The 12,848-nt window shown below is 62.9% G+C and carries 15 protein-coding genes and 1 pseudogene; 7 read left to right on the forward strand and 9 right to left on the reverse strand.

All coding sequences use genetic code 11. The annotated features are described in order from the left end of the window. The first annotated feature begins 4 nt into the window (after positions 1-4). The gene (locus tag NKJ55_RS00405; protein WP_352448189.1) at positions 5-148 is read left to right on the forward strand and encodes a hypothetical protein; all 144 of its coding nucleotides are present in this window, start codon (positions 5-7) and stop codon (positions 146-148) included. Between the two features lie 90 nt (positions 149-238). On the opposite strand, the gene NKJ55_RS00410 is transcribed toward NKJ55_RS00405, so the two are convergent. Both NKJ55_RS00410 and NKJ55_RS00415 read right to left on the reverse strand, forming a co-directional pair. After that, the gene (locus tag NKJ55_RS00410) at positions 239-637 is read right to left on the reverse strand and encodes a GFA family protein (protein WP_352448190.1); all 399 of its coding nucleotides are present in this window, start codon (positions 635-637) and stop codon (positions 239-241) included. Positions 638-874: 237 nt separating this feature from the next. Next, the gene (locus NKJ55_RS00415) at positions 875-1,327 is read right to left on the reverse strand and encodes an Lrp/AsnC family transcriptional regulator (protein ID WP_352448191.1); all 453 of its coding nucleotides are present in this window, start codon (positions 1,325-1,327) and stop codon (positions 875-877) included. A gap of 118 nt (positions 1,328-1,445) precedes the next feature. On the opposite strand from NKJ55_RS00415, the gene NKJ55_RS00420 reads away from it, so the two are divergent. Then, positions 1,446-2,456: a nucleoside recognition domain-containing protein gene (locus NKJ55_RS00420; RefSeq protein ID WP_352448192.1), complete on the forward strand. Its 1,011-nt coding sequence runs from the start codon at positions 1,446-1,448 to the stop codon at positions 2,454-2,456. 57 nt (positions 2,457-2,513) lie between these two features. On the opposite strand, the pseudogene NKJ55_RS00425 reads toward NKJ55_RS00420, so the two are convergent. Then, positions 2,514-2,714: pseudogene (locus tag NKJ55_RS00425) on the reverse strand (chloride channel protein); the annotation flags it as partial. Between the two features lie 202 nt (positions 2,715-2,916). Here NKJ55_RS00425 and NKJ55_RS00430 point away from each other — a divergent pair. Next, entirely contained in the window at positions 2,917-3,201 is a 285-nt protein-coding gene (locus tag NKJ55_RS00430) for an SCP2 sterol-binding domain-containing protein (protein WP_352448193.1), read from the forward strand. A 60-nt stretch (positions 3,202-3,261) separates the two neighbouring features. Here NKJ55_RS00430 and NKJ55_RS00435 read toward each other — a convergent pair whose 3' ends face one another. Together NKJ55_RS00435 and odc2 are read right to left on the reverse strand one after the other, a co-directional pair. Continuing rightward, positions 3,262-3,864, reverse strand: a complete 603-nt coding sequence (locus tag NKJ55_RS00435; protein WP_352448421.1) for a GNAT family N-acetyltransferase — start codon at positions 3,862-3,864, stop codon at positions 3,262-3,264. A 208-nt stretch (positions 3,865-4,072) separates the two neighbouring features. Next, positions 4,073-5,206 (reverse strand): ornithine/lysine decarboxylase, encoded by a 1,134-nt coding sequence (odc2, locus tag NKJ55_RS00440; protein WP_352448194.1) that lies wholly within the window; start codon positions 5,204-5,206, stop codon positions 4,073-4,075. 562 nt (positions 5,207-5,768) lie between these two features. Here odc2 and NKJ55_RS00445 point away from each other — a divergent pair. From NKJ55_RS00445 to NKJ55_RS00460, 4 genes are all read left to right on the forward strand, one after another. Further along, positions 5,769-6,968, forward strand: coding sequence for an amidase (locus NKJ55_RS00445; RefSeq protein WP_352448195.1), 1,200 nt, complete (start codon positions 5,769-5,771; stop codon positions 6,966-6,968). Between the two features lies 1 nt (position 6,969). Beyond that, a complete protein-coding gene (locus tag NKJ55_RS00450) occupies positions 6,970-7,869 on the forward strand; it encodes a LysR family transcriptional regulator (RefSeq protein ID WP_023675422.1) in 900 nt (299 codons plus the stop codon). 86 nt (positions 7,870-7,955) lie between these two features. Beyond that, on the forward strand, positions 7,956-8,624 hold the full coding sequence (locus NKJ55_RS00455) for a DUF1007 family protein (protein ID WP_352448196.1): 669 nt from the start codon (positions 7,956-7,958) through the stop codon (positions 8,622-8,624). Continuing rightward, entirely contained in the window at positions 8,621-9,775 is a 1,155-nt protein-coding gene (locus NKJ55_RS00460; RefSeq protein WP_352448422.1) for a nickel/cobalt transporter, read from the forward strand. The genes NKJ55_RS00455 and NKJ55_RS00460 overlap by 4 nt, the downstream gene beginning before the upstream one ends. Before the next feature lie 25 nt (positions 9,776-9,800). Here NKJ55_RS00460 and denD read toward each other — a convergent pair whose 3' ends face one another. The 4 genes from denD to NKJ55_RS00480 all read right to left on the reverse strand — a co-directional run bounded on the left by denD (position 9,801) and on the right by NKJ55_RS00480 (position 12,832). Further along, on the reverse strand, positions 9,801-10,778 hold the full coding sequence (denD, locus tag NKJ55_RS00465) for a D-erythronate dehydrogenase (protein ID WP_352448197.1): 978 nt from the start codon (positions 10,776-10,778) through the stop codon (positions 9,801-9,803). A gap of 1 nt (position 10,779) precedes the next feature. Continuing rightward, positions 10,780-10,986 (reverse strand): hypothetical protein, encoded by a 207-nt coding sequence (locus NKJ55_RS00470; RefSeq protein WP_352448198.1) that lies wholly within the window; start codon positions 10,984-10,986, stop codon positions 10,780-10,782. Between the two features lie 62 nt (positions 10,987-11,048). Continuing rightward, the gene (locus NKJ55_RS00475) at positions 11,049-12,032 is read right to left on the reverse strand and encodes a cation diffusion facilitator family transporter (RefSeq protein ID WP_352448199.1); all 984 of its coding nucleotides are present in this window, start codon (positions 12,030-12,032) and stop codon (positions 11,049-11,051) included. Between the two features lie 113 nt (positions 12,033-12,145). Next, positions 12,146-12,832 (reverse strand): GNAT family N-acetyltransferase, encoded by a 687-nt coding sequence (locus NKJ55_RS00480; RefSeq protein ID WP_352448200.1) that lies wholly within the window; start codon positions 12,830-12,832, stop codon positions 12,146-12,148. Positions 12,833-12,848 lie beyond the last annotated feature (16 nt).

Consider the following 12,848-nt stretch of genomic DNA (forward strand, 5'->3'; position numbering starts at 1 on the left):
CGAGATGTCGCGCAACTACGATCGCTCCCGCTTCGCCCACGACCTTTTCGCCTCCGACATTATTGGCTTTGATCCAGCACTCGGCGATCAGCAGATCATCGCCTACCTGCTGCCGCTCAAGCAGGTCGAGAGCAGCCGCGATCGATAATGTTCGACCGCCGTTTGAACGGACGGAGGCATCATCTCGCTTCCGGATGCTGTCCGCAGCTTCCACCGTTTGTCTCGATGCGAGCAGATCCTAGTCTTTCGTATAGTCAGGCCCAAAACGAGTCGGCAGGTTGTCGGCGAGTTTCAACCAAGGGAGCTTCTCCTCAAAAGCGACATGCAGCGTAGGTGCAAATTTTTCTGGCTCCTCCATCGCTGCCGCAAAAAAATGCATGACATCAGACATGTTCTTTGAGCGGAAGGACAGCGGCGTGCCACAGTGATCGCAAAATGTTCTTTCCACACCGGGAGAAGAGTTGAATACCTTCGGTAGCTTGCCCAGCCATCGCCATTGGCCGTTCAAGACGCCAATATAGGAGGTCATCGGCGCAGAACATTGCCGCCGACAACTTTCACAATGACAGACCACGCAGGCCTGTGCCGGGCCATCGACTTCAAAGGCAATAGCGCCACATAAGCAATGACCACGCATGCAAATTCTCCTTGAGCCAACAAGGACAGCTTCATGCCTGGGCGTGAGGGAGGCGCCATGAAATGCGTCGAGCTGGCGCCCAATTCCGACATTCGGCGCTGGCGATTGTCCTCGCGTGCGCGAGGCGTTGCCTCCAAGCTGCCTGCACTACCCCCTTTCGGCATATTGAAATGTTCGTAGAGTTTCTCCGCCGGGCCGCTGAATTCACGGCCTGGCAGGTCTATCGCAACCCGAACACTACAGTGGAATTGCGGTCACTTCTTTGGCCGTTCGGATCACGAACATCGTGTGGTATCGCGCGACGTTGCTTCGGTCTCGGAACAGTCGCTCGCACAGCGCATCGAACTCTTCCATATCCGTCAGGCGGAGCATGAGGACGGCGTCGGTTTCGCCGCTCACACTGTAGGCCTGAGTGACGGCCGGTTCCTGAGCGGCCAACTCGAGAAAGTCCCGCATAAACTGCTCGCCATGACGCTCCAGTTCGACGGTGACGATCGCCTTCAAGCCCCGGCCAGCCTTTGCCGGTGCGAGAAGCGCGACAACGCGGCTGATGACACCGCTTTTCTTCAGTCGTCGTATGCGGCGCAGGCAGCTCGAAGGGGAAAGCCCGATTAACCCCGCCAGTTTGGCGTTAGTACGTGAGGCATCATCCTGGAGCAGGTTGAGAAGCCTTCTGTCGATCTTGTCCATGTCGGTCGCGCTCAGCGTCGGTGCGTTGCAATTTTATTGCACGGAATCGCAAACTTTGACCACAAATGCGAAGCGTCTCACGCTACTCAGACGGCTCCAGGGATGATGGAGCAGCATGATGGCAATTTGCGCCGCCTTCTATCGCAAGACATTGGAGACGCTTGGAATCTATTGGGAACTGGTTCGCGTGATCGTTCCGGTTGCGATTGCCACGCGGCTGCTGCAGGACCTTGGCGTCATCCAGGCGATTTCTCCGTTCTTCTCCCCGCTCATGTTGCAGGTGGGGTTGCCACCTGAACTCGCCTTTGCCTGGCTGACGGGATTGCTGGTCGGGATCTGGGGCGCGCTTGTGATCGTATTCACCTTGGTTCCGGTTTCGGCGCTCAGCACTGCCGACATGACGGTTCTTTCGGCTCTCTTGCTGTTTGCACATGCCATTCCGATCGAGCAACGGATCATTCAGAGGGCCGGGCCGAGCTTCCTGGTCACCGCGGCGCTTCGTATTGGCGGGGGTTTGGTCTTTGCTGTCCTTCTGCATCAGATATTCGCCGTGACCGGATGGCTGTCAGGACCGGTGAAGCCGGCGTGGATGCCGACGAATGAAAGCACCGACTGGGGCGGCTTTCTCCTGGGTACGCTCAAAACCCTGGGCATCATGCTCGTTGTTCTGCTTGCGCTGAGCTGGGTGATCGAGCTTCTCAAGATGTCGGGCATTTTGGATTGGATGAACAGAGGGCTTGCACCGCTCTTTCGGCTCGCCGGCATCGAAAAGCAGACGGTACCTTTCGCCGCTGTCGGCCTGTTTCTCGGGATTTCCTATGGCGCAGGACTGCTGATCCGCGAGGCGCGCACGCCTAGCGCGGAGCCGCGTCAGATATTCCTTGCCTGCGTGTTCATGGGTTTTGCCCATAGCCTCATTGAGGATACGTTGGTCGTCGTCACGCTTGGCGCTGATGTTACGAGCGTGCTTCTCGGTCGCCTAGCGTTTGCCGTGCTCGCGACCGCCGTGATCGCAAAAGTGATCAAGGCGGTTCCCGACGCTTTTTTCTTCAAGACACTCTTCCACAAGGAAGAAGACAGTTCGCGCAATCGGATTTCGGAGCCGGCGATTAGCGGGCCGTTGACGTGAGCCCTCCTTACGCAGCAGCCGACATGTGTGTCGCATCGCTATCCGGACAGGACGCGGCTACCCCTCGCCCGACAGATCCCGCCGCGCCTTGTCGAGTTCCTCGGCATAGCGCCGCATCAGGTGGCCTTCGGTCAGCAGCCCGACCACCTTGCAATCGGTGAAATCCTCGACCACCGCCAATTCCTCGGCGCCGGCACGCTGGAAGGTCTCGGCCGCCGATTGCACGTTCATGCTCGGCACCAGCACCGCATCCCTGAATTTGGCGAAGGACAGCACCGGCAACCATGCCCGCGTGATGCTGCGGCGATAAAGCCCATCTTCATCTCGGGGAACCGCGTTGACGTAAACGTCAACCCGAAGCTATATGCGCCGGCGGCCGTGGCTGTAAAACCAGGCAAGCGGCTTCGGCCAGGTCGAAGCGCCGGCGCGCGACAAACGCAAGCAGACGAGGAGAACCGCCATGAGCGTTCAGGAGATTGCCGACAACATCAGGTCGCGCGTGGCGAGTGCCGGGTTCGATCGCTCGGTGAAATTCGACACCGGCAGCGACGGCGTCATCGTCATCGACGGCGCCGATGTCTCGACCACCGATGCGCCGGCCGATTGCACCATAAAGCTGTCGCTCGACGATCTGGACTCGCTGATATCAGGCGACCTCAACCCGACCATGGCCTTCATGTCCGGCAAGATAAAGGTCGAAGGCGACATGAGCGTCGCCATGGCGCTGAGCCAGCTGATCGGCTGATCCACTCCGGTCAGGGATGAAAATAAGCCGCCGTGCAATGGGCGGCTTGTTTCTGATCCGTCACGCAGCGAGCGGCAGCCTCTGTGCCTTCAGCTTGCGCCCTGCCGCCTTCAGCGTGCCTTGCGCGCCGTCGAGCGCGCCGACGACCAGTTCCCGCGCCAGCAGGCGGTGCCGCTCGTAAGGCCCCGGCATGGCCAGCGAGCCGGTCTTTGCGGCCGAAAAACCGAAGCGCTCGTAATAGGGCGCGTCGCCGACCAGCAGGATCGCCGCATGGCCAAGCCTCTCGGCCTCAGTGACCGCATGGCGCATCAGCGCCGAGCCGATGCCGGCATTTTTCAGCGCCGGGTCGACCGCAAGCGGGCCGAGCAGCAGCGCTGCCTTGCCGCCCTCGCCCAGCACCACGTCCCACAGCCGCACCGTGCCGGCAACAGTGCCCGACGCATCGCGCGCGACAAAGGCCAGGCCCTCCGAAGGCCGGCGGCCGCGCCGCAGCTTTTCCGACGACTTCTTCCGGCGCTTCGGCCCCATGGCGCGATCGAGCAAAGCCTCGCGCGCCGGGACGTCGGCGGCGCTTTCGGCGACGACCGCAATCTCCCCCCTCGAGGGGGAGATGTCGCCGAAGGCGACAGAGGGGGTTGTCGCGCGTGAAGCGCCGGCCTCCATCTGCGGCAGGAGGCCGAGTCCAGTCGAACCGACCCCCTCTGGCCGCTTCGCGGCCATCTCCCCCTCGAGGGGGGAGATTCCCACGCCTTCAACGATGAGATCTGCAATGTTCATTTCCGCGATCCTTCACAAGCGGATTGTTCCACAGGCGAGCCCGGGCGGGCGACAGGGGCCCACCGGGGATGATCTGAGCAACTCTTGCGAGCCCTCAGATCACGTAGGATCGGAGAGGCTCGAAGCCGTTGAAGGCGACCGAGGCGTAGGTCGTCGTGTAGGCGCCGGTGCCCTCGATCAGCACCTCGTCGCCGATGGTCAGCGACAGGGGCAGCGGGTACGGCGTCTTTTCGTACATCACGTCGGCCGAATCGCAGGTCGGGCCGGCGAGCACGCAAGGCGCCGTCTCGCTGCCGTCATGCGCGGTGACGATCGGGTAGCGGATCGCCTCGTCCATGGTCTCGGCGAGACCGCCGAACTTGCCGATGTCGAGGAACACCCAGCGCACATTGTCGTTGTCGGCCTTCTTCGAGATCAGCACGACCTCCGACTTGATGACGCCGGCATTGCCGACCATGCCGCGGCCCGGCTCGATGATCGTCTCGGGGATCGCGTTGCCGAAATGCTTCCTGAGCGCCGAGAAGATCGCCTGGCCGTAGGCCTGCGCCACCGGCACATCCCTGAGATAGCGGGTCGGGAAACCACCGCCCATATTGACCATCTTCAGCACGATGCCTTCGTCGGCGAGCGTCGCGAACACCTTCTTGGCGTCTGCCAGCGCGCGGTCCCAGGCGGTCAGGTCGGTCTGCTGCGAGCCGACATGGAACGACACGCCATGGGCGTCGAGACCGAGCGCCCTGGCATGGCGCAGCACGTCGACCGCCATCGCCGGCACACAGCCGAACTTGCGCGACAGCGGCCATTCGGCGCCCTCGCCGTCGGTCAGGACGCGGCAGAACACGCGGGCGCCGGGAGCGACGCGGGCGATCTTCTCGACTTCCTCGACGCAGTCCACCGCAAACAGCTTGATGCCGAGCTGGTAGGCGCGCTGGATGTCGCGCTCCTTCTTGATGGTGTTGCCGAAGGAGATGCGGTCCGCCGGCGCACCGGCGTCCATCGCCATCTCGACTTCGGCAACGGAAGCGGTGTCGAAGGACGAGCCCATCGCAGCAAGCAGGCGCAGGATTTCCGGCGCCGGATTTGCTTTCACCGCATAGTAGATCTTGGAATCGGGAAGCGCCTTCTCGAAGGCGCGGAAATTGTCGCGCACGACATCGAGGTCGACGACGAGGCACGGACCGTTCGGACGTCGGGTGGCGAGAAAGTCAAGGATGCGCTGGGTAGCCATCGGGTCTCTCCATCAGCGCCTTGCGGCGCGCACAAAGGCTTGCGGACGCGGGCTCTCGGCCTCGCGAACACGCGGTGGACAAAGGCGGGACGGAAATCCATGGAACCAGCCGGTGGAGACCCCGGAACCATGAAGCGCCGTCTCGCGGCGGTGAACCTTGGCCTTGCCCGGCCTCGGTTCGCTTTGTCTGCCTTGGCTTGGATGGGAGACCCGTCCGCACTGCCGGCAATGAAGGTGTGCCTCTTCAGTAACCCCGGTCTTTGGACGACCGGCAGAACACCAGAAAGGCCCGCACCGTCGTTGCTTCAAGGTGTCCTCGGTTGGCGGTTGGCCGCTAAACCGACTGGAGGGGTTGGCTCCAGTTACCTTACCGATTACCCTCACCATTCGAGGATCGGCGGACACCCACAGGCACGTGCGACTTTGGGCAAGCGCGATATAAGATCGAAAGATTTCACAATCAATAAAAATCGTATGGCAGGTTGTAAAATTTGTGGCATCGAACAATGCTGCGGCAACCAGAAGAACAATGCTGCGGCAAGCACATCCGGATATCGAACGCATGACAGGCACTCGCGGCCCGCTGAACGCTTTTCTCGACCTTGATCAAACCCCTGTAGCCAATGCGAAATCCGGCCCGCTTGCCGGCTTGCGGCTTGCCGTAAAGGACATCTTCGACGTCGCCGGCTACCGCACCGGCTGCGGCAATCCGCAGAAATACCGGGACGCTTCACCGGCCATGGCGACCGCGCCGGCCGTCCAGGCGCTGCTTGATTCGGGCGCCCGCTTCGTCGGCAAGACGCAGACCGACGAACTCGCATTTTCCCTGCTGGGGCTGAACGCGCATTTCCCGTCGCCGGTCAATCCGGTGGCACCCGATCGCGTCACCGGCGGCTCGTCCTCCGGTTCTGCCGCGGCAGTTGCCGGCGGGCTCGCCGATATCGCCACCGGCTCCGACACCGGCGGCTCGATCCGTGCGCCGGCAAGCTTCTGCGGCCTGGTCGGCCTCAGGACGACGCATGGCGGCATCCCGCTCGACGGCACCATGCCGCTGGCGCCTTCGCTGGACACGTTCGGCTGGTTCGCCAAGGACATCGTCATCTACGAAAAGGTCGGCACGGTGCTGCTCGGCGACGATCCGCATTCCCACGAACTGAGACGCCCCGTCACTCTCGCTGCGCTGGACGGCCTCGTGCTCGGCCCGCACGAGGCCGACGAATATCGCGCCATGCTCCGCAGTGTCGCTTCGGTGCTGGGCGCACCGCGCAGCGTCGGGCCGCTGTCGCATTCGACCGACGATCTCTATTGGTGCTTCCGCAGGCTGCAAGGCTATGAAGCCTGGCAAAGTCACGGCGCCTGGATCGCCGGCGGCGACCGCATGCTGGGACCCGGTGTCAAGGAGCGTTTCGAGCACGGCGCGACCGTCGACGCGGCAACCGCGCAACGTGAAACGGAACGTCGCGTTTCGTTTCGCCTCGAACTGGCCGGCCTGCTTGGCGACGACGGCGTTCTTGTGCTTCCGACCGCTCCGGGCGCCGCGCCGCTCAAGGCCGCGTCATTCGACGATTTGCAGACCTATCGCGAGCGGGCGCTGAGACTGCTCTGCCTTTCCGGCCTGTCGGGATTTCCGCAGATCACGCTGCCGCTCGGCAAGACCGGCGGGGCGCCGTTCGGTCTTTCGCTGCTCGGCCCGAAGAACAGCGACCGGCAGTTGATTGCGCTCGCCGCCCGCATCCTTTCAGCCCACCAAGGAGGCGCATGACATGGATACGCTGACCCGCATGCGTGCCTTCATCGATGTCGTCGAGGCCGAAGGCTTTTCGGCGGCGGCGCGCAAGATCGGCCGCTCCAAGGCGCTATTGTCGAAATATGTGCGCGAGCTGGAGGACGAACTCGGCGCGCTGCTGCTCAATCGGACCACCAGGCAGTTCTCCCTGACCGAGGCCGGCCACACCTACTACCGGCGCGCCTCGGAGATCGTGCGCGAGGTCGACAGCCTTGCCGATGCGGTGCGCGAATCCTCCGGCGACGTGCGCGGCAGGATCAAGCTGTCGGCGCCGCGCACGTTTGCCGACGCGCCGATCGGCCAGTCGCTGATCGATTTCGCCAAGCAGCATCCCGACATCGTCCTCGACATCCATCTCGACGACCGTTTCGTCGATCTGGTCGAGGAGGGCTTCGATCTGGCGGTGCGAATTTCGCGGCTGGAAAATTCCTCGCTGATCGCCAGGCGCCTGGCGCCATTTTCGGTACGGCTTTGCGCGTCTCCCGAACTGATCGCCAAGCACGGCATGCCGGTAAGGGCGCAAGACCTTGCCCGCGTGCCCTGCATCATCGACACCAACGGCCGCTGGCTGACCAATTGGCCGTTCAAGGGCGACGGTGCCGATACGGTGAGTGTTTCGGTCTCTGGCCCGATCGAGGTCAACAGCCCGATGGCGGCGAGGGCGGCCGCCGTGGCTGGATTGGGATTTTCCATCCTGCCGGATTTCATCGCCGCGCCCGACATCGAAAGCGGCAAGCTGGTGACTGCGCTGGATGACCGCATTCTGCCCGGCGGCGGCATTTTTGCCGTCTATCCGCACCGGCGCTATCTGCCTGCAAAAGTTCGCGTTTTCGTCGACTTCCTGGTGCAGTGGTTCAAGGCGCTGGACAACGCATGAGCTTTCAGCCGCGTTGCGGTCCCATTTTCGCCCGCTTTCTGGTAACTGTCGGCAATTCACCGAAGCCGATTGAATCGCGACCGAGAATGCACCTGAAACGGCAAGCAATGATGCTGGCTTCGGCCTTGACCGCGACGTTTGCCGCCGTCGGACCGGCTGAGGTGCATCCCCACGTCTTCGCTGAAGCCCGCCTCGAAGTGGTCCTCGGCCCGGATCACCAAACTCTGAAGGCATTGCGCCATGTCTGGCGCTTCGATGATTTGTTTTCGAGCACGGTGATGATGGAGTTCGACAAGAATTCCGACCTGAAACTCGACGACAAGGAGCTGAAGGATGTCGCCGATACCGTCCATGCCTCGCTTGCCGAATTCAACTATTTCCAGCTCGTCACCGTCGACGGCAAGGACGTGGCAATGACTCCGCCGCCGCATTTGATGGCCAATTTCGACAATGACCAGTTGATCATCCTGTTTGAATCTGAACCGAAGGTGCCGATCAAACTGAGCGGCAAGATAGATATCGGCGTCTACGACCCGACCTTCTACACCGCGATCGATTTCACCGAGGATGCTAATCTGCAGGTCGATGGGTTGCCGCCGACCTGCACCAGCAAGGTTGTCCGCCCAAACCCGGACGAGGCGATCGCCGAGAACCAGAAGACCCTGACCGATGCCTTCTTCAATGATCCGACGGGCACCGACATGAGCAAGATCTTCGCCACCAAGCTCGAACTGACCTGTCAGCCGGAAGGATAGATCCAGTGACGAAACCGTCCCTGCGTTTGGCCATCGGCCTTCTGGCCGTCGCCTTTGTGATGACGCACTTCCTCGGCTCCGCCCACGCCCAGAGCTCGCTCGGCATCGGCACCAATGACGGCATGGCTCCAACCGCCACCGGCCCGTTCGCCCACATCCTGATGTGGATCAATCTGCGCCAGCAGGAATTCTATCATGCGCTTGCCGGCGCAATGAAGGCGATGCGCCAGGACGGTAGCAAGTTGTGGCTGCTCATCGGCCTGTCCTTTGCCTATGGCATTTTCCACGCCGCCGGCCCCGGTCACGGCAAGGCGGTGATCTCGTCCTACATGGTGGCCAATGAAGTGGCGCTCCGGCGCGGCATCATGCTGTCCTTCGTCTCGGCCCTGCTGCAGGCGCTGACCGCGATCGTGGTGATGCTGGTCGCCTATTTCTTACTGCGCGGCACTGCTGTCTCGATGACAGACGCCGCATGGTTCCTCGAAATCATGAGCTATGTCTTCGTCACTCTGTTCGGCGCCTGGCTGCTGTGGCGCAAGGCAGGCCCGGCCATCCTTCGCCTGTTCGGCGCAAATCCGGGCTACAGCCTCTCGGCTGCCCATGCCGGCCATTCACATGCCGGCCATGCGCATTCCGCGCATGCCCATGCGGCACATTCCCACGCGCTTGATGCGCATGACGATCACGACCATGCGCATGACCATCACAATCACAGCGCCCACGACCACGCCCATGCTGCGCACGATCACCACAGCCACGCGGCGGGCGAGGTCTGCGACACCTGCGGACACTCGCATGCGCCCGACCCGGTGCTGCTTTCCGGCGATCGCTTCGATTGGCGCACGGCCTGGTCGGCGGTGGCTGCCGTCGGTATCCGCCCCTGTTCAGGCGCGCTGATCGTGCTGAGCTTCGCCTTGCTGAATGGGCTGTGGTTCGGCGGCATCCTTTCGGTGCTGGCCATGGCGCTCGGCACCGCAATCACCGTCTCGGCTCTGGCGACTCTTGCGGTGACCGCGAAGAACTGGGCGGTGTATTTCGCCGGCGACGGCCGCATGGGCAACCGCATCCATTCCTTCGTCGAGATCGGCGGCGCCGCCTTCGTCTTCCTTTTCGGCCTGCTGCTGCTCTCGGCCAGCCTGACTGGCGCCTGACCTCGTTGCGTCCGATCGGGGCGCTTTAACTAGGGATATTGCCCCCCAACTCGTCTTCGATATGGACGCGGATGATCTCGTCGAAGCTCGTTTCGGCGGCAAAGCCAAGCTCCCTCGAGCGCCGCGCCTCGAAGCGCGTCGGCCAGCCCTTGACGATCGCCCAGATCGTCTCGTCGGGCTCCTCGCGGATCAGTTTGGCCGCCTTGGCGCCGGCGACACGTTCCAGCGCTTCGATCTGTTCGCCGACGCTGACGGCGACGCCCGGCATCGTCAGGTTGCGGCGCGGGCCGACCGCACTGCCGTCGATCTGAGCCGCATGGATCAGGAAATTCACCGCCGAACGCGGGCTGGCGTGTGTGTGGACAACCGAGCGCGGCACCGGCAGGATCGCTTCATGGCCGCTCAGCGGCTCGCGGATGATACCGGAGAAGAACCCTGAGGCCGCCTTGTTCGGCTTTCCCGGCCTGACGCAGATGGTCGGCAGCCTGATGCCGATGCCGTCGAAGAAACCGCGGCGCGTATAGTCGGCAAGCAGCGCCTCGCCGATCAGCTTCTGCGTGCCGTAGGAGGTCAGCGGCGTCGGGTGGAACTCGTCCGGAATGATGTCGGGAAACGGTGCGCCGAACACGGCGATCGACGAGGTGAAGACGACGCGTGGCGTATAGGCGGCCAAGCGGATGGCATCGAACAGCGCCCTTGTGCCGTCGAGATTGACGCGATAGCCGAGATCGAAATTGGCCTCCGCCTCACCCGACACCACGCCGGCGAGATGGAAGATCACGTCGGGGCGCGGCGCGACCAGATTTGCCGTCGCTCCCGGTGCGGCAAGGTCGCCGGTGTGGAGGGTAATGCTGACACCTTCGAGCACCGGCGCTTGCGGCGGCACGATGTCGTGAAGGTCGAGCGCGGCGATCTTGCGGCCGCCGAGCGTCCCGTCCTTGGCCAACCTGGCGATGAGTTTGCGGCCGACCATGCCTGCCGCGCCGGTAATCAGAATGCGCATGTCACTTTCCCTTTTTGCGCTGGCTGCGGCTACGCAGCCAGAACACGACGAAGATTGCCACCATGAAGATCGCCGCGACGACGCCGGCAAGAACCGTCGAGACCTTGCCGACCGCCAGCATCACTGTTGGAAGATAATAGGCTGCGATGCCGAACAGCAGCAAAACCCAGGCGGCGCCGATCGCCGCATTGCGGGTGTCGCGGTCCATCACGCGGCGCCAGGGTGGCGAGAGTTCATGTCGATCGTTGCCAATGCCAGGAACTCCCGAAGTCAGTGATAATGGCCGCGGTGCGATGCCGTGTCATGCGCATGCTCGTGCTCGTCATCATGCTCATGGCTGTCGGCACATCGGCCGAATTCCGGTTCGACCGTGGCATGGGCTATGCCATGTTCCTGCGCAAGCCGCTTCTTGATCGCGCTGACCGCCATATGCGCATCGACGCCGTCATTAAGGCAGGCATGCAATGTCGCCATGTTGCTGGAGCCGTCGAGCGACCAGACATGCATGTGATGCACCTCGCGCACGCCCTTGACCGAGCCTTCGATGTCCCTCGCGATCAGGTCGCGGTCGAGGCTTGCCGGCACGCCCTCGAGCAGGACGTGGGCTGCCTCGCGCATCAGCGACCAGGCCGTGGACAGGATCAGCAGCGAGACCAGGATCGACAGGATCGGATCGATGGGCGTCCAGCCCGTCGCCAGGATCACCAGCGCCGCGACGATCGCCGCTGCCGAGCCGAGCAGGTCGCCGAGCACGTGCAGGATGGCGCCGCGCATGTTCAGGCTGCCGCGGTCGCCGCCATGCAGCACGTAGAACGAGCCGAGATTGACCAGCAGGCCGGCAATCGCGACGACCAGCATCGGCCCGCCGAGCACCGGAGCCGGCGCTTGCAAGCGGCCCCAAGCCTCGTAGACGATCCACAGCGCGATGGCGAAGATGGCGATGCCGTTGGTGTAGGCGACCAGCGTCTTGACCCGGCCGAAGCCGTAGGTGAGGCGCACGGTCGCCGGCCGGCTCGCAAGGTGAAAGGCATACCAGGCAAGGCCGAGCGCGACGCAATCGGCAAGCATATGGCCGGCATCCGCCAGCAGCGCCAGTGAACCGGTGAAGATGGCGCCCAGCGTCTCCGCGACCATGAAGCCGGCGGTCAGGCAGGCAGCGATCAGCACGCGCTTCTTGTCGGTCGAGCCGTGCACATGACCTGCGCCATGGCTGTGGTCGTGGCCCTGCGAAGCGTGGTCGTGGGTATGCGCCATCTATAGCCCCTGCTAGAGCCTGATCCATCCCGGCAGACTCGGGATGGAGGCTCTGTCTTCTTGTTCGACCATGATCTTATCCGAAAACCGGCGTCCACTTTTCGGGATCATGGTCAGGCGCCGAACTCAGCGCGAAAATCCTCGAGCCGCCGCCTCTGCTGGCCATCGCTGTCGAAATTAGCCGGATCCAGCCACGCCTCATAGGCTCTGCGCAGATCAGGCCATTCCCTGTCGATGATCGAATACCACGCGGTATCGCGGTTTTTGCCCTTGACTACAAGATGCTGACGGAAAATGCCCTCGAACTTGAAGCCGAAACGTTCCGCCGCGCGCTTCGACGGCTCGTTGCGGTTATTGCATTTCCATTCGTAGCGGCGGTAGCCAAGCTCGTCGAAGACGTACTTCATGAACAGGAACTGCGCTTCCGTCGCCGCCGGCTTTCGCGAGATCAGTGGACCCCAATAGATGTTGCCGATTTCGATCACGCCATAGGCCGGATCGATACGCATCAGCGTCTGGCGTCCGGCGACCTTGCCGCTGGCCTTGTCGATGACGGTGAAGAACAGGGGATCCTCGCTGGCTTCCGCCTTGTCCAGCCACGGCTGGAAGGCGGCACGGCTCTCCGGCGGGTAGTCTGGCAGCCAGGCGAAGCGGCCGTCGACATCGGCCACCGACGAGGCCTCAAACAGGCCGTCGCCGTGCTTTTCGGCGTTGAGCGGCTCCAGCCTGACAGTTCGCCCCTCCAGCACCTTGCGTTCGGGCCGCGGGCGCGGTTGCCAATTCTTGAGATTTTCCGACACCGAAAACTCCAATCCG

Origin of the sequence: Mesorhizobium sp. M0106 (assembly GCF_040322715.1) — a bacterium.
Classification (GTDB): domain Bacteria; phylum Pseudomonadota; class Alphaproteobacteria; order Rhizobiales; family Rhizobiaceae; genus Mesorhizobium.

Coding starts and splice junctions, on each gene's coding strand:
- NKJ55_RS00455 (WP_352448196.1), top strand. CDS start 7,956: ATGCACCTGAAACGGCAAGCAATGATGCTGGCTTCGGCCTTGACCGCG.
- NKJ55_RS00450 (WP_023675422.1), top strand. CDS start 6,970: ATGGATACGCTGACCCGCATGCGTGCCTTCATCGATGTCGTCGAGGCC.
- NKJ55_RS00410 (WP_352448190.1), bottom strand. CDS start 637: ATGCGTGGTCATTGCTTATGTGGCGCTATTGCCTTTGAAGTCGATGGC.
- odc2 (WP_352448194.1), bottom strand. CDS start 5,206: ATGGCTACCCAGCGCATCCTTGACTTTCTCGCCACCCGACGTCCGAAC.
- NKJ55_RS00415 (WP_352448191.1), bottom strand. CDS start 1,327: ATGGACAAGATCGACAGAAGGCTTCTCAACCTGCTCCAGGATGATGCC.
- NKJ55_RS00445 (WP_352448195.1), top strand. CDS start 5,769: ATGACAGGCACTCGCGGCCCGCTGAACGCTTTTCTCGACCTTGATCAA.
- NKJ55_RS00435 (WP_352448421.1), bottom strand. CDS start 3,864: ATGGAGGCCGGCGCTTCACGCGCGACAACCCCCTCTGTCGCCTTCGGC.
- NKJ55_RS00470 (WP_352448198.1), bottom strand. CDS start 10,986: ATGGACCGCGACACCCGCAATGCGGCGATCGGCGCCGCCTGGGTTTTG.
- NKJ55_RS00420 (WP_352448192.1), top strand. CDS start 1,446: ATGGCAATTTGCGCCGCCTTCTATCGCAAGACATTGGAGACGCTTGGA.
- NKJ55_RS00430 (WP_352448193.1), top strand. CDS start 2,917: ATGAGCGTTCAGGAGATTGCCGACAACATCAGGTCGCGCGTGGCGAGT.
- denD (WP_352448197.1), bottom strand. CDS start 10,778: ATGCGCATTCTGATTACCGGCGCGGCAGGCATGGTCGGCCGCAAACTC.
- NKJ55_RS00405 (WP_352448189.1), top strand. CDS start 5: ATGTCGCGCAACTACGATCGCTCCCGCTTCGCCCACGACCTTTTCGCC.
- NKJ55_RS00475 (WP_352448199.1), bottom strand. CDS start 12,032: ATGGCGCATACCCACGACCACGCTTCGCAGGGCCACGACCACAGCCAT.